The organism is Marinomonas polaris DSM 16579, assembly GCF_900129155.1.
Lineage (GTDB): Bacteria > Pseudomonadota > Gammaproteobacteria > Pseudomonadales > Marinomonadaceae > Marinomonas > Marinomonas polaris.
Genome location: NZ_FQVF01000024.1, coordinates 31,168 through 51,537, shown reverse-complemented (window position 1 = coordinate 51,537; position 20,370 = coordinate 31,168). Strand labels below are relative to the sequence as shown.

Here is a 20,370-nt window from a genome sequence, read left to right as displayed (position 1 = left end):
GCTTCAGGAGATTTTTCTTTAGTTTCTTCTGTTGCTTGCTCGGCATCAGTAGATTCTACTTTCTCAGCTTCAACAGCTTCAACAGCTTCAAAGGCTCCAACTGCTTTTTTGTAGAAGATTCTGATGTTGTGTCTGCTGATTTTGCTTCGACTTCAGTTTTTGCATGCTTAACGTCTGAAGTGATTGATGCTTCTTCTGTTTGCGACGCAGTAACTTCAGTAGATTGTGCTTCATCGTTTTCAGATTCAACATTTTCTTGCTGTACGTTGTTTTCTTCTTTTTGTGGGCGACGTGAACGACGTGATCGACGTGAACGGCGTTGAGGTTCATCACCGTTTTCGTTGTTTTCCACTTCAGCATTTTGAGCAGCTTCTACCAAAGCAGCATCTTCTTGCTCTTGTAGTTTAGTAGCTTCTAGAGCTTCGTCTTTTAGTTTGCCGTTGCGACGACGATTATCATTGCGATCGCGTTTGCGTTCTTTAACTTCAGGAACTTCTTTCTGTGGTTGGCGCGGAGTTGCTTTTACAGCAGCTTCTTGCTTCTCAACTCTTGGTTCTTGAGTTTCTTGTTTATTGCCACGGTTGTTGCGACGGTTGTTATTACTTCCCTTAGTGCTAGCTTCGGCTTGTTCTCGGCGAGATTGACGAGTAGAGCGATTTTTTTCAGCTGCATTGTTGTCATCACGGTCCGCATTTTGATGCTTAACATTGCGTTTGTTTCGGTTTACACGATTGCCGTTAGGCTTGCTTGACGTATCACGATCATTTTGTGAAGGCGCTACAGGAGGCGTTTTGCTAACGGTTTTTTGTTTTGGCTTGCTTTGAGTTTCGCCAAACAATGCCGTCATGAAGCGTTTAAACAAACTTGGCTTGTTTTGCGCATTTTTGATTGCCTTTGGCGCGACGGCTGCTGCTTGTGCTGGTGCCGTGTGCTCAGGAGCTGGTGCTTTAGGTGCAATGCTGGTTACGGCCGCTTGTGGGCGAACATTTTCATTTGCTTTGCGAGGCTCATATGGCGGCTGCTCTGGTGTCTCTACCAATGTGTAGCTGTTCTCATTTTGCATAACAACTGTACTGTCATCACGAATACGCTCTACTTCAAAGTGTGGCGTTTCCATATGAGGATTTGGTACAAGAATAATATGAACATTGTTACGTTTTTCAATTTTAGCAATGTTAGTGCGTTTCTCGTTTAATAAGAAAGTTGCAACAGATACTGGTAAAACGGCACGAATTTGAGCTGTGCGCTCTTTAGAGCATTCTTCTTCGATTAGGCGAAGTACAGAAAGCGCTAGAGATTCCACGTCACGGATGAATCCTTGGCCATTACAGCGAGGACAAACGATACCACTTGTTTCACCAAGGGAAGGGCGTAGGCGCTGACGTGACATTTCCAGCAAACCGAAGCGAGAAATGCGACCAAGTTGAACGCGAGCACGATCCGCCTCTAGAGCGTTCTTCATGCGGGTTTCAACTTCTTTCTGGTTGCGTACTGGTGTCATATCGATGAAGTCGATAACAACCAAGCCGCCAATGTCACGAAGGCGTAATTGGCGAGCAATTTCGTCTGCGGCTTCTAAGTTGGTTTGTAATGCTGTTTCTTCTATGTCTCCGCCTTTTGTAGCGCGAGCCGAGTTAATGTCGATAGAAACTAAGGCTTCTGTCGGATCGATAACAATAGAGCCACCAGAAGGTAGGCGGACTTCACGCTGGAAAGCCGTTTCGATCTGAGTTTCGATCTGGAAGCGGTTAAACAGAGGAGTTGAGTCGGTATACATTTTAATGCGCGACTTAAAGTGCGGCATTACTTGCATGACGAAGTTGATCGCGTCTTGGTAGGCGCTTTTCTCATCAATCAGTACTTCGCCAATGTCTTCACGTAAGTAATCGCGAATGGCGCGGATAACGATGTTGCTTTCTTGATAGATTAAGAAAGGAGCAGGTTTTTCAGATGCGGCTTTAGTAATGGAAGACCATAGAGTATCAAGGTAATCCAAATCCCACTGCAATTCTTCAGTTGAGCGACCAACGCCAGCAGTACGAACAATAAGGCCACCATTTTCTGGCGTGTTCAAACCTGACATAGCTTCTTTAAGGTGTGATCTGTCATCACCGTCGATACGACGAGATATGCCACCAGCGCGAGGATTGTTTGGCATCAAAACCAAATAACGACCTGCTAAGCTAACGAAAGTGGTTAAAGCAGCACCTTTATTGCCGCGTTCTTCTTTATCCACTTGAACAATCACTTCTTGACCTTCGCTTAACACATCTTTGATGTTAATTCGGCCTTCATGGTTCGATTTTTTGGAAAAGTAGGTCTTGGAAATTTCTTTTAAAGGTAAGAAACCATGGCGATCTGCGCCGAAGTCAACAAAAGCAGCTTCTAGACTCGGCTCAATGCGAGTGATGCGGCCTTTATATATATTTGACTTCTTTTGTTCGCGTGAACCGGATTCGATGTCTAGATCATATAGACGTTGTCCGTCTACTAGGGCGACGCGCAACTCTTCTTGTTGAGTTGCATTAATAAGCATTCTAATCATTATATGTGTGAACTCTGTTAGCTGATTACGAAAGAGTCACAACAGTGATAGGGTAACCATTAATAAATCTGACTCAGAATTAGAGCAAGTCATTCAGTGTTCTCTGGCGAGAGGAGTACGCGATTCGTTTATTTTATTTTAAACGCTTTTATGCGGTCGCTGCCGTGATCAATACTAAATAGTCTCTTTAACCGGTCTCGTTTCTTTGCTTTTACGAAACAACGCGAACGCGCGGCCTAGCAATTTTAATGAGAGTTCCTTCCACTGAAGCGGATTTTTCCGAATCATGCGGTTTATTATTTAAGATTAACTGTTACAGAGGTAAGATAGGGGGCCAAAGTGTCGCTTCGGCAATTGTCATTCAATTCTTGCATCTTATCTTCGAGGTGTTTTGTTGCCTCTTACCCTTTGCGAATGTGAATATAACAGTAAAAACTAAGTGCTTCAATTATAAAGGAAACCAATCTTAGCTTATGTCGGACTCAGAACTAAAATCAGCAGAGCGTCCCGCGGTTCGTTACGTCACAATTGACGACAATAATACGGGTCAGCGAATCGATAATTTTTTGGTTACCTTTTTAAAGGGTGTTCCGAAAGGCAAGATTTACAACTTACTTAGGAAAGGGGAAATACGCGTCAATAAGAAGCGGACCAAGCCTGACTATCGCCTTCAAAATGAAGATGTTGTACGTATTGCGCCAATTGTTATTGCGCCAGAATCCGACAAGCCTGTCTTGTCAGATCGCCTTAAAAGCGAGATAGAATCACGCATTGTCTATGAAGACAAAGGCTTGATCGTCATTAATAAACCTTCTGGCTTAGCTGTTCATGGTGGCAGTGGTTTGAGTTTCGGTCTGGTTGAAGTTATTCGCCAAATGCGACCGCTAGAGAAGTTTATTGAGCTTGTTCATCGACTTGATCGTGATACTTCTGGTCTGATCATGGTCGCTAAGAAGCGCGCAGTCCTCAAAGAATTACATACAGCATTACGCGAAAAAGAAGGCGTGCAAAAAACTTACCTTGCATTGGTTTATGGCAGCTGGCCTAAAAGAAAATTGCAAGTTAACGCCCCTTTATTAAAAAATGAACTGCAATCTGGCGAGCGCGTTGTAAGAGTACACACTGACGGAAAAGAGAGTTTGACTCGGTTTAAGTTAGTTCGACAGTTTGAAGGCTATAGTTTGGTTGAGTGTGAGCCGGTAACAGGGCGCACACACCAAATTCGGGTTCATACTCAATATGCTGGCTATCCGATTGTTGGCGATGAAAAATATTCTCCAGCAGAGTCTTTAAAAGAAACAAAGGCCCTTGGTTTTAAACGCTTGTGTTTGCATGCGACTCGCCTGGATATAATGTTGAACGGCGAACGTATGTTGTTTGAAGCCCCACTCGATAAAGAATGGCAAACCTTGATGAATGAAAACTTAACAGGAATTTTTTCCTAATCTTTTTTCATTATTGATTTCAATTATTAATCTAAAAAAGACTTGCTGATGCAGGTCTTTTTTTTACCTTACTGTTAGTGAATCTTGCTTCTGTGATGTGTATCACCTTTTTTTAGTACTGAATGCTTTAACATAGAGGAATGATTCCCTTGTCTTCAATAGGGAAACTTTTTTCTAAGATGAAAGGATTTTTCATGAAAACCCCAGATATTCGGATCATTCCGGGACTCATTTCTGTTTTTATCACGCTGTTAATCTGGTTTATTGCGCCTGTGCCCGATGGTGTATCTGCTAATGCTTGGCATTTGCTAGCTTTATTTGTTGGTACTGTGGTTGCCATTATAGGGAAGGCGATGCCAATTGGGGCTCTCGCGATTTTGGCGATTACTCTAGTGGCGCTAACTGGTGTTACTAGTGATACGCCTGCTGGCGCGATTAAAGACGCATTGAGTGGCTTTTCGAATTCTCTAATTTGGTTGATCGGTATAGCGATTGTTATTTCACGAGGCTTAGCAAAAACAGGGCTTGGAAACCGTATTGGTTACTACTTTATTTCTTTGTTTGGTAAAAAGACCATTGGTATTGGCTACGCTTTGGCTATTTCAGAATTGGTTATCGCACCGGTAACACCGAGTAATACCGCACGGGGTGGTGGTATAATTCATCCAATTATGAAATCCATTGCTACTAGTTTTGGCTCTTCGCCAGAGGAGGGAACCTCTCGTAAGATTGGTCATTATCTTGCTTTGGTTAATTACCATATTAACCCCATTACCTCGGCTATGTTCATTACAGCAACCGCACCCAATCCCCTAATTGTTAAATTAATCTCTGACGCCACTGGCGCTAATATTAGCATTACTTGGGGAACATGGGCGCTAGCGGCACTTTTGCCAGGCTTGGTGTGTATTGCACTTGTGCCTTTGGTTGTTTATGCCATTTATCCTCCCGAGATTAAAAGTACACCAGATGCAAAAACTTACGCAAAATCTCGACTCGCCGAAATGGGGCCTATGTCTTATGGAGAAAAAGTCATGGTGGCGGTGTTTGCTCTTTTACTTATTCTTTGGGCTGGTATTCCTGCGATGTTGTTCGGTGCAGACTATGCGGTGAATACAACGGCGGTAGCATTTTTAGGCTTGTCTGTTTTATTAGTAACAGGTGTTTTGAGCTGGGATGACGTGCTCAAAGAAAAATCCGCTTGGGATACGGTTGTATGGTTCTCCGCCTTGGTGATGATGGCCACTTTTTTGAATAAGCTTGGTTTGGTGCAATGGTTTTCGACTGTTGTTGAAAGTAATATTGAACACTTCGGATTTGATTGGGCTATTTCTGTCGTCATCTTAGTCGCAATTTATTTTTATGTGCATTATTTCTTTGCAAGTACGACCGCGCATATTACCGCCATGTTTGCGGCTTTTTATGCCGCAGGTTTGGCGTTAGGTGCACCACCTTTGTATCTTGGTCTGTTACTGGCTGGCGCGTCTTCCTTGATGATGTCATTGACTCATTACGCGACAGGCACATCGCCGATTATCTTTGGGTCTGGTTATGTATCCATGGAAGATTGGTGGATCATGGGCTTTATTATGAGTGTCGTTAATTTAGCCGTATGGGGTGTTGTCGGCGGCTTATGGTGGAAGGTATTGGGTTACTGGTAATGAAAGCTTCAAATAAAAACAGTCACCTATTCGGAATGAATTAGGTGACTGTTGGTGATCGTTTTTCCTCCAGAATTGACTGGATGGTGATTAGATTTTAAAGCGATCTGTTAGTGATTTAAGTTGATGACTTAATGCTCTCAAGTTGCTAACGGCAGCAACAGATTCGATAGAGCCTTCAGTAGTTCGATCTGCTAACTGACGGACATTTTCAACACTGCGATTGATCTCATCAGACACTTGAGATTGCTCTTCCGCTGCGGTAGCTATTTGATTGTTCATATCTTGGACATAGCCGACTTGTTCGCTAATGTTTGCGAAAAGTTCCAATACTTCTTTTGCTTGTTCAGCGTTTCTCGAAGATAAATCACGGCTTCTTAGCATTTTATCCAGGGATTCTTGGGCGCCATTTTGCAGTTCGACAATTAAGTCCTCAATCTCTTTAGCTGAACTTTGAGTTCTGCTAGCTAGTCCACGCACTTCGTCTGCTACTACCGCAAAGCCTCGTCCTGCTTCACCAGCTCGTGCCGCTTCTATTGCCGCATTTAGTGCTAGTAAATTGGTCTGCTCTGCAACGGCTTTAATAACCTCTAATACATTGCCGACATTATCAGTGCGTATTTTTAGTTGTTCCATTGCTTTACTAGTTACAGTCAAGTCGCTAGCTAACGATTCGATTGATTTCGCTGTGTCTGATACCTTCAAATTGCCTTGGTTTACTATGTTGTCGGTTTTAGTTGTTGCTTCTGCCGCAGTTTCTGCATTACGAGCAACTTCAGATACCGTTGATGACATTTCATTTATCGCTGTGGCAACTTGATCCGTCTCGTCTTTTTGAGACTGCATCATGGTTTGGCCTTGCTTTGAAATCGCTTCTAATTGCTCACTGGTTGAGCTCAGGTTTAGGACACCAGTAATCACTTCAGAAATGAGCTTGTTTAGAGTCCGGCTCATGACTCCAATGTTGTTATAAAGTTGACCTAATTCGTCTTTGCGGTCAGTGTTTAATATCTGAGTTAAGTCACCATCAGAGATTTTCTCAACCGCAGTCATAACCTCATTCATTGGTTTTATAATCATATGACGGATCAGCATAGCAAAGAAAATACCCATCAGAATAGCGATGGCGGTTACTGTGATTAGGAGTGTTGAAACTTGATCGCCATCCTCTTTACTTTTTTGTTCCTGAAGTAGTGTTATTGAATCAATTTTATCGTTCATATCTGCTGACAAAGCCATCAGATTTTTTTGCGCTCTTATAAGTTCAGCATTAACGGTTGGGTTGCTTTTTCCAAGTTCTTCGTATCCGTTTAAAAGAGACAGTATTGTTTGTTTTTTGTCCTGAAGATCGTTTGATAGCTGTAGGCTTTTTGTTTGGTTAATAATGGCTTGGAACCTTGTGGTGACAAGCTCAGTAGGTATATTTTCTTTCTTGATAACATAATCATTTATCTCAGATGTCAGTGCATACCAGCTGTTTGCAACATCCAATGCAGTGTTCATGTTCTCTATATCATTTTGCTGGCGAAGCTGTTGAATTGTTTGATCATATTGATTAAATATATTGCGGCGTAACTTAGTCGCATTATCGTCAATTGCTTCCCAGTTTTTTCGGGCATCAGTAAGATTGGTTAGTGCTTTTTTATACTCTAAGAGATTTTGCTCTGTTAGTTTTACTAGTTCTCTAACATCTGAACCGTTGTATAAATTTTTACCTTCCTTTAAAAAGTCAGCGAGCACTTCTGTACGGCGAAGTAACTCATCTTTGTCCTTTGCTGAGCCTGACGTTACATAAAGTTCTCTGGCTCTTTGCATTTCAACAACCGTATCGTCTAAATCGTTCGATAAACGAACCTTATCCGCTCTACTTAGTAGAGTGTTTACACCTGAAATACCGACTATTCCAACAATAAGAGCAAGTATTAATACTGACCCAAAGCCTAAACCAAGTTTAGTGCCGATGAGTCTGTTTTCTAGAAATTTTTTCATGAGAATGCTTCCTTAGCTATTTTTAGTGTATAGGGGAGGGTATAGCTTATGGATATAATAGTTATTCTTATATTTTATATAGCCGTTTACTGGGTCCATCATAACGGGTATTTATAGTTTCAATAAATAGTAAAAAAGTGCATGAAATAAGATGTTTCAAGGTTTTGGTTATGATTGTAATGCAATACTTTGATGTGTGTCGTTTATGCATTAATTCTTTTTTGATAAAGGTAGGGTGTCGTTCCTAGTGCTTTTTTAAAATGACTGTTCATATGGCTTTGATCGAAGAAACCACATTCTGAGGCGACGTTACTTGCTTGATCACCATTTTTGAGTAAAGTTTTTGCCTTTTGTAGTCGAGATTGAATCTGATATTGGTGAGGAGTGATGCCAAACGATGCTTGGAATTGGCGAATGAGATGATATTTACTCATACCAACGATTCTTGATAAGTTTTCTAGGCTAATTTCCTGACTGGCATAAGCATGAATGTACTCTTTCGCAATTAGTAATGATTTATTTGCCTTTTTCGTAGGAATGACTGAACTGTTGATTTTGCTATTGATAGATAATTGTACAAAAAAATTATAAACCGTTGTTTCTAGGGTTAGCCTTGATGGTTTATCAGCGAGAGAGCTGAATATTTGGTTAAATTGTTTTATAAGCTTTTCGTCGTCAATAATCGGACGATGGAAATAGGGTGCGTTTTTTGATTTGAATGTTAAGTCACTCAAAAGATCATCAAAAAGCTCTGGGGTTGGGTACATGGCTCGATACCCCCAGCCATTTTCTGAGGCGGGGCCACCAGTATGGGCGGTATCTGCATTCACAATAACTAAACTACCCGCGCCGGAAGTATGGTTTTCTCCTTGGCTGAAAAAACTTTGTGCCCCATGTTCAATGACGCCAATAGCGTAACCTTCGTGTATATGTTTTGAGAAGTGCTGATTTTTGAAGTTTGCTCGAACACATTCAATCCCATCGTAACAATCCAGATTAAAGAAATGTGAACCGATTTCCGTTTCCATAAAATGTCCTTTGGGTTGTTGAGGTGTCATAAAAACGCAATTTTATCCTATAAGCAAATATCTCTATATAGATAATAAATTCTTGCTTTATATAGGAGGGTTTATGTTTGATCTTGGTGGCGCTACTGTTTTGTATTACATAGCAATTTGTTTGGTTGCGGCAGGGACGCCAGGTCCAGGTACGCTTGCTGTATTGAATTCTGCTTTGTACTTTGGGGTAAGGCGAACACTGCCTTTAATGTTAGGCATTGTATTTGGTTTGGGGGTTGTTGCGGTGGCAACTGTAACGGGCCTGAGCGAGTTAGTTTTGCACTCGAAGTTGGCTTTTGCTGTAATCAAGTATGTTGGCGGTTTGTATATCGGCTATTTGGGAATTCGTATCTTATGGCCTTTATTTAACAGTAAACAAGAAGATGTGAAGTCACAAAAGCCCGGGAAGAAAATGACATTCGTAACGGGGGTTATTCTGTCTATTTTTAACCCGAAAACCTTAGTTGTTTTCACCGCTCTGCTTCCTGCTTTTATTCATCAAGAGAGCAGCGTGATTTCACAGACAGTTACCCTTACTCTGATTTTGTTGCTTTGTACTTTTCTTGTGCATTTAACCTACAGTACGTTGTGTGGTTATGTGTCTGATTTCTTTGTACGACATATGATGTGGGTAGATGCCATTACAGGGTCGATGTTTGTCTGTTTTTCAATCGCTGTTTTGTTGTTGTCTTAACATGTGTTTATTATGATGAATAACTAGATGAATGCATCAATTAAGTAAGGAGTAATACTGTGACGGTAAAGCAATTTTGGATCGATCCTTATCAGACTGAATTGACGACAACTATTACTCATATTGATGGCAATCAGATTCAGCTCGCAGAAACCATTTTTTATGCTGAATCTGGAGGTCAAGAAAGTGATGCTGGAAGCATTGGTGGTTATGAAGTCATTAAGGCGGAAAAAACAGGTAAATCTATTTTTTATACTCTTGCTGCGGACCCTGATTTTAACGTAGGTAAATCTGTATTGGTGAAAATTGATTGGCCTCGACGTTATAGTTTGATGCGTTTGCACTTCGCCGCGGAAGTGGTTTTGGAATTATTTTACAAAGCACTACCAAATTTAGAAAAAATGGGCGCGCATATTTCAGAGACTAAAAGTCGGATCGATTTTGAATGGCCAGAAAGCATTTCTTCCATGCTGCCAGATATTCAAGCTCAAGCTCAGTTGTTAATTGATGCAGATTTGCCGGTCGAAAAAGGTTTTTCGGATGAGCAAGCAGAGCGTCGATATTGGAAGCTTGATGGCTTCGCACAAGTTCCTTGTGGTGGAACGCATGTTAAAAGCACGATAGAACTTGGAAGTATCAAATTAAAAAGAAAGAACGTCGGTAAAGGCAAAGAGCGAGTAGAAATTTATTTGGTTTGAGTGCAGGTAATAGATAAAGAAAAGGGCAGCCAGATGGTTGCCCTTTTCGTTTTTATAGCTTTAAGGTATTAGCTTTTAAATCTTAGTCCTTAAAACTTGAACTCTTATACCTTAGGGATACCTGTGATGTAACCAACAGCAGCACCGTAACGGTCTTTGTAGTTAGCGCGGATGTATGGATCTAAAGTATCTTTTACTTTTGCGTGTAGTTTGTCATCCCAATCGCCAGCGTGTTGGATGTTACTCATGATGTAAGTCCAGCCGTTGATTTCATCTACTGCGTGTAAGCCAGTTGATTCTGCACCAGCAGGACAAGACATGATGCGAGATAATTCGCCGCTGTCTACGTTGTAAGCCCAAAGGAAGTTGTTTACGTGGTTACCACTGTCTTCACCAATGAACAAAGTGCGAAGTTTTTCAGAGAACTTGATGTTATCTGGGTTTGCAATGCGATCAGCGTGAGCTGTGTTCCCAAGTGCATCAGGCGTTGCTAAGTCTTCGCCAATCAGGTTTGCAGGAGCATGCATGTGAACAGATACCCATTCACTGTCGATTGCTTGGCCGTTATTGTCTTTTTGACCGCCGGTTAATTTATGTTCATAAACCGCACCCGCTTTAGGGCCTTCAACATGAATGTCGTTGCTGCCATCTGTCATGGTTTTGTAGATATAAGACATAGCAGAATAGGCTTTTTTGTCTTTAATGTTGACAGTGGTGCCTTCCATTTTAGTAAAGCCCAAAGATCCGCCAACTAATGCTGCGTAACGGTGAGTCTCTAGAAAGGCTGCTTCTTTTTCCATACCTGGTTTTAGTTTCACCCAGTTAGATTTTCCGCCGTAGCCAATTTTGGTGAAGCTAGGATCTTTAGGGTCTTTAGTATGAATTTCCATGATGTCAGTCGATTTAATATCGGCATCGACCAAACGTTGAATTTCATCGCTTGTTGCTTCGCCTAATTTGATCCAAGAAATGTTCCCAGCACCAGGCCCTTTGTTGGATGTTTGATGCCATTTGGCAACGTAAAGTTTACCAGATGAAAGGTCTCGAGCTTTATCAGCAATAAACATGAATAAACCGCTGTTTGTCGCATCATCACCCATGATAACAGTGCGCTCATCAGGCATAACTTGTACAAGCTCGTGAGAAAGACGACCCATGCAGTAATGTTTCTTAATAGAGCCCGTTCCGTCTTTGTTGACCGTTACTTCAGGCAAATGACCATAGTTGTATGGTTTGCCTTTGTTTTCATCACCAAATAGGTTTTTAGAATACGCTTTGAATTGTTTGTCATCCGTTTTAGACGCGTCTGGCTCGTATTCTTCACTGGAAAGGTGAGTGCCCCAAGGTGATAGACTCGCACCACAAGTAATCCATAAACCACCGACATTCGATGTATCAACGTTGTGGTATTTAACCAGTTTCAATTCACCGGTTTCTGGATTTTGGTCTAAGGTCAGAATAGCAATAGGAGAAGGTAGCTTGCCGTACATGTCTTCGCCAGCACCATCGCGAGTTGCATATTCAAATTGAACGACTGCAAAGACGTGATTACCGTAAACACCAGCGACTTTCGCGTCTTTAACGGTTAATAAGCTAGAGCCATCTGGACAGTCTGAGAAAAATTGGCGATTTCCTGCACTTGGATCAAGGATAGGCTTGTTGTTGATGTCGTAATAACCACCAGCAATCACTGTATTGCCATTACCGTCTGCAACTTTGTCGCCCGTCATGAAGAATGGTTGGTAATCCAGTTTAACCATGCGGCTTGTGCCATCTTCGAACTTCAATTGCATCGCTGAGTTAATAAGATTGGTTGACATGGCTGCAGGATTGCTTAGTGATGGTGCGGCCATAGGAACAAAGCTAACAGAAGAAAGAGGGGCATCAGTCATTCCAGCAAAAGCAGTAGAGCTAAATACACCACCTGCAAGTGGTAGTAATGGTGCACCAGCCATAAAGCCGAGCATACGACGGCGATTTGAGTCGACAGAATTAGTCATGATTTTTTTCCTTGATTCCTACAGGTCGCAACCTGAACTACGTGTGTAAAAAGAAAGTGAGAGAGCCACTGAGATATGGTTCTTGAAAAGCATTAAATCAGGGTTTGATGAAGTTTCTGTGACAGGTTTAAATTATTTGGTTGCAAAGAGAAAAAACAATTCATGAATGAGAATGCTTTTTATTTCAATTGGTTAAACTCAGACTAAATGCCCAGCTTGGCTTTTAAATCGAGCTTTTTTACTGTTGAGCATTCTAATAAGGGTATTCGTAACAAGGGCATTAATTTTATGCATTTCATGAATTTAATTGTCATGAATTGATGGAATAGGATATGTTCATGATCAAACGTGGGAGTAAATTAAATCATGAATATATCCATTTTAACTTTCGATGGCTTCAATGAGCTGGACTCATTTATAGCGCTTGGTATTTTGAACAGAGTGAAAAATAAAGGCTGGAAAGTATCTATTGCTAGCCCAACTAAACAAGTTAAGTCGATGAATGGTGTTGTGATTGAAAGGCAGGCTTCCCTTGAAAGCTTATCTTCTGCTGATGCTGTAATCATAGGGAGTGGGATAAAAACAAGAGAAGTGGTAGCTGATGCATCTATTATGGCGCAAATACAACTTGATCCAAGTCGTCAGGTTATTGGGGCTCAATGTTCTGGCGCTTTAGTTTTAGCTAAACTGGGATTATTGGATGATGTTCCTGCTTGTACAGATATAACAACATTGCCATGGGTAAAAGAGGCTGGTGTTGAAGTACTTAATCAAGCTTTTTTTGCAAAAGGAAATGTAGCTACTGCTGGTGGCTGCTTGGCTTCTCATTATCTTGCTGCTTGGGTTATTGCTCGGTTAGACAGCATTGAAGAAGCGAAAAACGCTATCGACTATGTTGCCCCAGTTGGTGAAAATGAAGAGTATGTGAATCGTGTTGTGCATAATATAGCGCCATATTTATAGTGTGCTATAAAGACTAGTGTCAGGTAATTGATCTAAAAAGCACAAAGATAAGGTTAAAATGTGCATCTGTGCTTTGGGTGTTGTTCTTATCTTTGAGCCTCAATAGAATCAAAACTTGCTTCATAATTAACCTCACTGTTAATTATGAAGCAAGTTTTACCTGATAACTGATTGAGAATGACCATCATGAAGAAAGTTTTTCTAAAAAAGCTGCAGTCTCTTACCGCAATTCTCGTTTTAAATACTGTGCCAGTCAGCTTTGCACAAACTGGCATGGGCTATGATGCAGAAATCTCCTCTGCAAGAATCGTATCGGATGAAAGAAGAAGCGCCTCTAAGAATTCCGTTACGGCAAAGGATTCTTTGAAGCAGCTGTATTTTGATAATTCACTGGCCTACATTCAAAAGCATACGGAACAAGCGGCTAGCTATCAGCATCAAGTAGCTTTGGCGCTGGTGGAGGAAGCGTATCAAGATGACTATGATACTTTATTAGATCAGTATGAGCGCGAATTAGAAAATGCTGTTGCCACTGCTGATTCAGATACAATAGAGATTGTAAAAAGTAAGGTGGAGAGTCAGTTGCAGGATCTAAAAGATATGCGACGTTCAAAAATTGCTGAATTTAACCAGCAATTTGGTATTACTTAATACCTAATGCTGCTTTGAGTCTAACCGTTAGTTAGTGAGTCTGAATGCCTTATAACCAATCCCCAATTAGTTTTGTCTCGATACGGCGGCAATTTGATTTTCGTGGCATTGAGATGGGACGTTGGGTCACGCCAGAAGAAAGGGACCGCGCGGCGGTTAATTTCTATCGAGCGCTAGAAGATCTAATGTCTGTATTACAAGGGCCAGAACTGCTGATATCTTTACGAGGAACTCTTGGTCTTCAATATGGGAAGGGTGGGCGTCCCGGCGTGGCGGCTCATTACGTTCCGGCAACCCGACAATTATCCCTAGCGAAAAACGCAGGCGCAGGTAGTCTCGCACACGAGTGGTTTACACCGAAGCCTATGGATTGACAAAAAACACCGAAACGACTAATGTTGTTGACGTTACGTATATTTTGGGATTCAAATGATGGGAAGCGATTTCAGAATAGGTGATCAATTTCAATCAACAGCCAAGCTTATTGAGATACCTCGATTTTACTTTGGCGAATTTGAATTCCCAGATCTCCAAGGCGTTGACCCAATTGAGAACTGCCAGTTTAAGCCTGCAAAAGGATGGTGGCCGAAGGTTCCAGTTTTGATTCAGAGTGATGGACTTCCCTGGGAAATTGGGAACGCATATCTCCTAACCGTTCTTAAGAGTAAGCAGCCCTGGGATATGGAAACTCTCAGAAGTCGGGCTAACTATCTCCTTGCCTATCTTCGTTTTCTTGAAGACACAGGTACCCATTTCATGCACTTTCCTTTTAACAAATCCGAAAGAGTTACTTACCTATTTAGAGATATGCTCCAGTCGTTCATTGTGAAAGGTTTGAACCCGCAATATGCCTCAAACATTATTAATGCAGTCGTCCATTTTTATAGAACGATTGCGGAAGAAAATTTCATTTCCGAAGAAGACTTCAAAAACCTTCCGTTCAAAACTATAAATCGATTCATTAAATTTCTCGATGCAAAAGGTTTTGGGCGTTTTAAAACGGTTACCACATCTGATATCGCGATCAAGCATTCAAAGCCTCATAAACGGCTTGATCGAATCAGTGACGGGGGGGAACTACGCCCTCTCAGGGTTGAGGAGCAACGAAGCATTCTTAGTGCTTTTGACAGACAACTTTGCCCTTACCATCTTGAGTTAATGATGCGAATAGCTTTGTCTACGGGGGCTCGAATTCAAACCGTATGTACGATAAGAGTTCATCATATTAGATCAGCATACCGAAAAATTATATCTGATAATTTATCTTGCATTGAAATACAGGCTGGTAACGGTGCTGAAAATGAAGGCTATCTTATAAATACAAAACGAGGAAAGCTTCACAGACTTCTATTTCCTCGAAAATTGATTGAAGACCTTTATATCTATGCAACTGCTGATTATCATCAGTCACTCATGGGTCGATCTTATTACGGAAAGGGTGATCTAAATTATTTATTCTTAACCGAAACAGCTTCTCCTTTTTATATATCAAAGCAAGAAATTCAAGATCGACAGAACACCGACTCGTATTATTCAGTGAATTCAGCAGATTTCGTTCAAAATAAGGGTGATACGGTACGAATGAATCTAAATACATTTAGAAAGAAACTCAAATCAGAATTTCCAGATGTCGGTTATTTCAAGTTTCATGATTTGCGGGCGACTTTTGGCATGAACTTAGTCAGGAGGCTTGAGAGTAAAGGCTACAAATCTGGACGGATACTTTCTGAGGTTAAATCAAGAATGGGGCATTCCAGCATTGCTACTACTCAAGAATATCTTGATTTTGAGCAGTTAGGAGGGATGTTCGAAGAAGTCTCTGTAGAGTTTGAGAGTGAGCTTTTGAGCGATTATGTGCTAGTAGGGAGTGATGTTCAGTAATGAGGATGCAATTTAGGCCTGCTAGTTATCTACCTATCAAAGCGAACTCACTGAAAGAGGCGGAGACCTTATCTGGATTGCATCCTGAGAACATTATTCTTATAGAAGATAAAAAATTAGGAAAACAATCCGTAAGATCTTTTGACTTTGGGCGTTTTTGCTATACAAGAAAGGATCTTTCCAAGCATCAATTCAACGAACAAACTGGCTTGAAGCAATTTCGAGTTGATTCATCAAGCTTTAGACCAGAACGACGAAATTTCATTGCAAAAGCCATCGAATTTATTCGAGAACAAAGGGGTACAGAAAGTACGTCCATAGATATTGCAGGTAATCTTACACACTTTTTCTTTTTTTTGGAAAAGAGTACCGATGAAGATGAATGGCCTTCCACCATGGAGAAGGCGCTTACCTGTTATCAAAAATATGTTGAAAATATTTCGCACCGGATGCGGCTTCCACGCACGGCAAAGCAGGCACTGAAGGGAAGCAGTGGCTACGCTTTTACAAACACAGCTAGAGAACTAGTGTGCAATGTGTACGGCCTCAGTAAGCAGGATATCGAGCGCATCATCCCAAGCTTAGTGGTTTCGAGATCAGACCCAAAAGAACAAGATCAAACTGCTTCTAGATCGGATAGACAAAAATTCGTTCATTTTTGTCTATCCATTTTTGAGCAACTTCATGATTCGATATTGAATCAAAGACCCTTCCCCTGGCGAATCGACCTGAGTAACGCTGGCATCGATAAAACGTTTATTATGAGCGGAAAACCATCATCAACCCAGAAGGCATCGATCTACAGTGATCTCTTCTATGGTGAATCAGGAGCCATAATCAGCGAGGAAAAACATGAGCAAATTCTCGGCTCTCTTGGCTTCACCAGCAGTAAAGATTTGATCAAGATTAACGGCTCAGGAAATTCTAATCGAAGTAGTGTTAACTATTGGTTCAGGAAAAAGCGAGCGGACTTTAACAAACTCAATGCAAATGACGATCTTTATGAGTCATGCTTGCGCACATCATACGAGCTTGCCACCTATTGCTTCTGGTATTCTTTTTTAGCCGCCACCTCGCTTAATTATTCTGTTGCCTCGAAACTTAGAGTGGGCTCCGAGGAATACACCCCTGAAAGGGGTTATGTTTTCTCAGGTCTAAAGGTAAGAGCCGGAAACAAAACGGTTCATGCCGAATTCAAAAAGCAATTCCAGCGTTTTTTTACAAAATTCCAAGAACTTCGCTCTTGGGCTGTTAGCCAGCTTGATAAAGAGCCGCCTATTTGGTTTTTCCTTTTTGAAAGGTCGAAAGCTACTAGAATCGCTTCAAAAGGAACGACCAACCTACACAAGAAAAGTGACTTCGACAGGAGTTCCTACAGACTAATTCCTAGTGGCATTGCACGAACATTGAAGTCCATTGTCCGAATTTGGGAAATTGACGTCGAACTGTTTTCTCCAAGAATGATTCGACAAGGCGTCTCTTTCGACTTTTACAAGCTTTCTGGAAGCGACTCAGGCATAGTTGCCCAAAAGCTTGGAAACTCCATTTCAACCGTTCAGCAAGCTTATTCAGGGGTTAACGAGGAGGACTCACACCCTGAGCTGGCCGACTACTACAACAGTGTTATAACCAGCGTAAAAGCTGTCGGAAGGTCGGACTCAAATTATATACCTGTAAGGGTTATCGAGGATGACATCACAGACAATTTACCGGTTGGCAACTGCGACAACTCTGACTTCGTTAAGCCCAAAAAAGCTGAGCAATTTACAGAAGGCGCTCCCGACCCAGACTGCGCCCGAAGCGAAACCTGTTTGTTCTGTGAGTTTTTCGCGATTCACGCTGACGAGACTGGCTTGAGGAAACTTCTGTCCTTTCGCGAGCTTTTTCCTCTCTTGAAGGAAAGAGCAGGATCAATTGATCGCTATATCACTGTCTTTGCTCCAATCGAGGGGAGAATTGAGGAAATACTGGAGCACATCAAAAAAAGTTATCTAGATAAAGCCGCTTTGATTGAGGAAATTTCCGAGGAAGTTTCGGAAGGCGATCTAGATGAATTTTGGTCTCATCATTTTAATTTCCTGATCGAACTAGGATATGCAGAATGAATATATTACCTCTTTTTGTAGAAAGTGCAGATGACTTGTTCAATCCCGATCCAGTTACTACAACGAATTTTGTTCCTGCTATCGATCACGTAATGAGTCGGGGTTTTGATGGACACATTAAAAGCGTCTATGGAGATCCTATGTGGGACTATTCTATGTATGTTGGCGCTTCCACCCGCTTCCATATTGAAAGATTCATTCAAGAAGTCTGCACGGAGGAGAATGCCGACTCATATAGATATGAATTTAAAATCATATTATTTCTGTTGATTTATAGATCGACCGCTAGAGCTATAAACACTATTGCTGAACTTTTCAATATTCTAAAGCGTCATACTCGCCTTGCGATAAAACAGCGTCTGACGATAAGAGAGTCTCTGCAAGATAACTCTACCCTTGACTTCATTGTTCATGACCCTAAATTAGACAAAAAACAAATTGCAAGACGCCTCCTAGACGCAAACAACTTATTTTCTGCGCTGCACCGTATATCAGTTCAGATAGAAGGCTTCGATATTTTTCCTTCGAATGATGCCTTTAAATATCTAGGTGAACTAATTAAGGAATACCCTTTAATTTCACAGCAGACTCCTGTCATACCCACAAGAATACTTTCACACAGAATCAAAACCTGCCTGGATTACATCGACAGATTTATTGCGCTTAAAGACTGCTATGAATGCTTGATGGAATTTCGGCACAGATTTGTTCGAGATTATATAGCCGAAGGCGGATCACCTAGGGTCGCGCGAGACAACGCTGCAAAGGCGTTTGCAGAGGAACTTAAGAAAGACAAATATTCAGAGTTTGTCGAGTATTTTGAAATTGAAGAATTTCAAAATCTTAAGGGGGTTCCCCAAAAGGTCAGAATACCTATCAGGGAAATGATTCACGCTTTTAGCGGCATGAGAAAAGAAGAATGCAACTCAGTTGCGATGGATGGATTCCGGTTCAAAACAATTGGACGAAACAGGATAGCAGTGATTCGGACCTACACGACGAAAATGGCGAAAGAATCTGGTTACTTTGCGGATTGGGTGACTTCGCCAGAGATCGAAAAAGCTTTTGAAGCGGCCAACATAATTAACCGTGTAACACTGAAGTATGAATACGGCTTAGACCCCGTAATGGTTGATGAATCATCTGTTCCATTGTTTCTTTCAGTTAATACACGCAAACGAGCCAATAAGGGAGCTCTCTTTGACCTTCCCATACAGAAGGCAAGTTTCAAGGGCTGGTTATGGAAGCAACATCGCCTCAATAGAGATCCTGAAATTATCGTCTCCCACGTGGACATGGCCGAGATCTTGTTAATTGACCCAAACGCTAGTGCGGAGTCTCTAAAACCGGGCATTGAAGTAGGCAAGCATTTTGAATTTCAATCACATATGTATCGCCGATCTCTCGCCGTTTATGCCGCCAGAAGCGGGCTTGTCTCTTTGCCTACTCTTAAAGCTCAATTCAAGCATATAGCAATCCAAACCAGCGCATTCTATGGAAACGATGCTGCATTCGCTAAGAATTTCATCCTTCCAAAATCGAGCGATATATCGTTTGATGCCTCAGTAATATCTCAGAGAGGCTTCATCAAAGAGTTTCAGGATGAATTAGCGGAAGGGCAAGTGGAGCGCTTGTATAGCGAGGTAATTACAGCAGACGAAATCGTGTTCGGAGGGATGGGTTCGCTGATACAGAAACAAAAAATCTCTGGCAAGCTTCCTACTCTGTTTACAGATCGTGAAAAAACTAAGAAGCAAGTAAAGCAAGGCAGGCTTAGATGCACAGAGACACCACTCGGTAACTGCATGGCGGTTGAGGTATGTGACCGAATTGCCTTCAGCTCAATCACAACCTGTGTTGGCTGCGGCTATAGCGTTTTTAACAATCGGAGTGTTCCGCTTCTAGTAAAAACAAAAGTAGATTATCAGGGACGACTTGAGCGCTTCGGTACAGGAACCCCTTATGGGAAGCAGCTTGAGAAAGATATCCGAGATATCGAAACAACCCTTGAGATGAGAAATAAGCTAATCAATACAGTAGACATAACGGATGGTAGAGCATGAGTAATTTAAGGGGCGAAAAGTTGTACAGGGCCGCTTTAGAGCGCCTTAAGAACGGAGAGACGGAGGTGGTAGATACTACTGACCCTAATTTCCGCTTTTCTACCACCATTGTTGCCGTAGAAGCTGGAAAAAAGAAGGGCTTCATACGCTCTGAGAGATACCCTCAGTTGTGTAAGGAAATTGCAGCGCAGGAGATTATTCGGCAAAGCCAGCTCGCTGAAAGCCCGAAAAAAGTTAAGAAGACCTCTGATGCTAGGGTCGAAGAACTTTCAAATAAGTATGTGTTACTCAAGAGAGAGCACGAGACCTGCTTAGAAAAAATGCTTAACTTAATAAAAACTAATTACGAGCTTCAAAGCGAGAATAAACACCTGAAAGCTCTTACCAACAATGTATCTTCGCTTAATTCTCGGCAATGAAAAGTTACATAATGAAAGAGATTGAAATCGAAGTGTTGGGGAACTTACGAATAAGTCGAGCTGCACGCCTTAATATTCTGAAAAGCCCAATGTCAGTCAATAATGTGGCTGCTTTATCACTTTTCTACCACTAAACAAGATAATTAAACCTTGTTTAGTGGTTTTTTAACGGATTGCCCCCCTTGCGGCTCGGATCAT

Annotated in this window: 14 protein-coding genes and 1 pseudogene; 11 read left to right on the top strand and 4 right to left on the bottom strand. The window is 41.6% G+C overall.

What is annotated here, in order from left to right; genetic code table 11:
- Nucleotides 1–55: 55 nt before the first annotated feature.
- The gene (gene rne / locus BUA59_RS20610) at nucleotides 56–2,545 is read right to left on the bottom strand and encodes a ribonuclease E (protein WP_139248938.1); all 2,490 of its coding nucleotides are present in this window, start codon (nucleotides 2,543–2,545) and stop codon (nucleotides 56–58) included.
- Nucleotides 2,546–3,018: 473 nt separating this feature from the next.
- Here rne and rluC point away from each other — a divergent pair, with 473 nt between their 5' ends.
- Together rluC and BUA59_RS20600 are read left to right on the top strand one after the other, a co-directional pair.
- Nucleotides 3,019–3,990: a 23S rRNA pseudouridine(955/2504/2580) synthase RluC gene (rluC, locus tag BUA59_RS20605; protein ID WP_072841722.1), complete on the top strand. Its 972-nt coding sequence runs from the start codon at nucleotides 3,019–3,021 to the stop codon at nucleotides 3,988–3,990.
- Between the two features lie 194 nt (nucleotides 3,991–4,184).
- Nucleotides 4,185–5,651 carry an anion permease gene (locus BUA59_RS20600; RefSeq protein ID WP_072841720.1) on the top strand — a complete coding sequence of 489 codons (1,467 nt, stop codon included), beginning with the start codon at nucleotides 4,185–4,187 and terminating at the stop codon, nucleotides 5,649–5,651.
- 90 nt (nucleotides 5,652–5,741) lie between these two features.
- Here the strand turns inward: BUA59_RS20600 and BUA59_RS20595 are convergent, their stop codons facing one another.
- The gene (locus BUA59_RS20595; protein WP_072841719.1) at nucleotides 5,742–7,640 is read right to left on the bottom strand and encodes a HAMP domain-containing methyl-accepting chemotaxis protein; all 1,899 of its coding nucleotides are present in this window, start codon (nucleotides 7,638–7,640) and stop codon (nucleotides 5,742–5,744) included.
- Between the two features lie 203 nt (nucleotides 7,641–7,843).
- The gene (locus BUA59_RS20590) at nucleotides 7,844–8,668 is read right to left on the bottom strand and encodes an AraC family transcriptional regulator (RefSeq protein WP_072841717.1); all 825 of its coding nucleotides are present in this window, start codon (nucleotides 8,666–8,668) and stop codon (nucleotides 7,844–7,846) included.
- Between the two features lie 103 nt (nucleotides 8,669–8,771).
- On the opposite strand from BUA59_RS20590, the gene BUA59_RS20585 reads away from it, so the two are divergent.
- Together BUA59_RS20585 and BUA59_RS20580 are read left to right on the top strand one after the other, a co-directional pair.
- Nucleotides 8,772–9,392 (top strand): LysE family translocator, encoded by a 621-nt coding sequence (locus BUA59_RS20585; RefSeq protein WP_072841715.1) that lies wholly within the window; start codon nucleotides 8,772–8,774, stop codon nucleotides 9,390–9,392.
- A 59-nt stretch (nucleotides 9,393–9,451) separates the two neighbouring features.
- Complete coding sequence (locus BUA59_RS20580; protein ID WP_072841713.1) at nucleotides 9,452–10,090, top strand: alanine--tRNA ligase-related protein; 639 nt, start codon at nucleotides 9,452–9,454, stop codon at nucleotides 10,088–10,090.
- Nucleotides 10,091–10,194: 104 nt separating this feature from the next.
- Here the strand turns inward: BUA59_RS20580 and BUA59_RS20575 are convergent, their stop codons facing one another.
- The gene (locus tag BUA59_RS20575) at nucleotides 10,195–12,090 is read right to left on the bottom strand and encodes a PhoX family protein (protein ID WP_072841711.1); all 1,896 of its coding nucleotides are present in this window, start codon (nucleotides 12,088–12,090) and stop codon (nucleotides 10,195–10,197) included.
- 366 nt (nucleotides 12,091–12,456) lie between these two features.
- Here BUA59_RS20575 and BUA59_RS20570 point away from each other — a divergent pair, with 366 nt between their 5' ends.
- From BUA59_RS20570 to BUA59_RS20540, 7 genes and pseudogenes are all read left to right on the top strand, one after another.
- Nucleotides 12,457–13,053, top strand: coding sequence for a DJ-1/PfpI family protein (locus BUA59_RS20570; RefSeq protein ID WP_072841709.1), 597 nt, complete (start codon nucleotides 12,457–12,459; stop codon nucleotides 13,051–13,053).
- A 186-nt stretch (nucleotides 13,054–13,239) separates the two neighbouring features.
- On the top strand, nucleotides 13,240–13,704 hold the full coding sequence (locus BUA59_RS20565; RefSeq protein WP_072841707.1) for a hypothetical protein: 465 nt from the start codon (nucleotides 13,240–13,242) through the stop codon (nucleotides 13,702–13,704).
- Nucleotides 13,705–13,748: 44 nt separating this feature from the next.
- Nucleotides 13,749–14,057, top strand: a pseudogene (locus tag BUA59_RS20560) (CLCA_X family protein); the annotation flags it as partial.
- A 76-nt stretch (nucleotides 14,058–14,133) separates the two neighbouring features.
- Nucleotides 14,134–15,585, top strand: a complete 1,452-nt coding sequence (locus tag BUA59_RS20555; protein ID WP_072841705.1) for a tyrosine-type recombinase/integrase — start codon at nucleotides 14,134–14,136, stop codon at nucleotides 15,583–15,585.
- Complete coding sequence (locus BUA59_RS20550; protein WP_072841703.1) at nucleotides 15,585–17,690, top strand: hypothetical protein; 2,106 nt, start codon at nucleotides 15,585–15,587, stop codon at nucleotides 17,688–17,690. The genes BUA59_RS20555 and BUA59_RS20550 overlap by 1 nt, the downstream gene beginning before the upstream one ends.
- Nucleotides 17,687–19,753, top strand: coding sequence for a hypothetical protein (locus BUA59_RS20545; RefSeq protein ID WP_072841702.1), 2,067 nt, complete (start codon nucleotides 17,687–17,689; stop codon nucleotides 19,751–19,753). Before BUA59_RS20550 ends, BUA59_RS20545 begins: the two co-directional genes overlap by 4 nt.
- Nucleotides 19,750–20,172, top strand: a complete 423-nt coding sequence (locus BUA59_RS20540; protein ID WP_072841700.1) for a hypothetical protein — start codon at nucleotides 19,750–19,752, stop codon at nucleotides 20,170–20,172. The genes BUA59_RS20545 and BUA59_RS20540 overlap by 4 nt, the downstream gene beginning before the upstream one ends.
- Nucleotides 20,173–20,370: the final 198 nt, after the last annotated feature.

Bases quoted from the DNA above. Each gene is read 5' to 3' on its own strand.
- BUA59_RS20575 (WP_072841711.1), bottom strand. From the start codon at position 12,090: ATGACTAATTCTGTCGACTCAAATCGCCGTCGTATGCTCGGCTTTATG.
- BUA59_RS20590 (WP_072841717.1), bottom strand. From the start codon at position 8,668: ATGGAAACGGAAATCGGTTCACATTTCTTTAATCTGGATTGTTACGAT.
- BUA59_RS20540 (WP_072841700.1), top strand. From the start codon at position 19,750: ATGAGTAATTTAAGGGGCGAAAAGTTGTACAGGGCCGCTTTAGAGCGC.
- BUA59_RS20565 (WP_072841707.1), top strand. From the start codon at position 13,240: ATGAAGAAAGTTTTTCTAAAAAAGCTGCAGTCTCTTACCGCAATTCTC.
- BUA59_RS20545 (WP_072841702.1), top strand. From the start codon at position 17,687: ATGAATATATTACCTCTTTTTGTAGAAAGTGCAGATGACTTGTTCAAT.
- BUA59_RS20570 (WP_072841709.1), top strand. From the start codon at position 12,457: ATGAATATATCCATTTTAACTTTCGATGGCTTCAATGAGCTGGACTCA.
- BUA59_RS20555 (WP_072841705.1), top strand. From the start codon at position 14,134: ATGATGGGAAGCGATTTCAGAATAGGTGATCAATTTCAATCAACAGCC.
- BUA59_RS20595 (WP_072841719.1), bottom strand. From the start codon at position 7,640: ATGAAAAAATTTCTAGAAAACAGACTCATCGGCACTAAACTTGGTTTA.
- rluC (WP_072841722.1), top strand. From the start codon at position 3,019: ATGTCGGACTCAGAACTAAAATCAGCAGAGCGTCCCGCGGTTCGTTAC.
- BUA59_RS20550 (WP_072841703.1), top strand. From the start codon at position 15,585: ATGAGGATGCAATTTAGGCCTGCTAGTTATCTACCTATCAAAGCGAAC.
- BUA59_RS20600 (WP_072841720.1), top strand. From the start codon at position 4,185: ATGAAAACCCCAGATATTCGGATCATTCCGGGACTCATTTCTGTTTTT.
- BUA59_RS20585 (WP_072841715.1), top strand. From the start codon at position 8,772: ATGTTTGATCTTGGTGGCGCTACTGTTTTGTATTACATAGCAATTTGT.
- rne (WP_139248938.1), bottom strand. From the start codon at position 2,545: ATGATTAGAATGCTTATTAATGCAACTCAACAAGAAGAGTTGCGCGTC.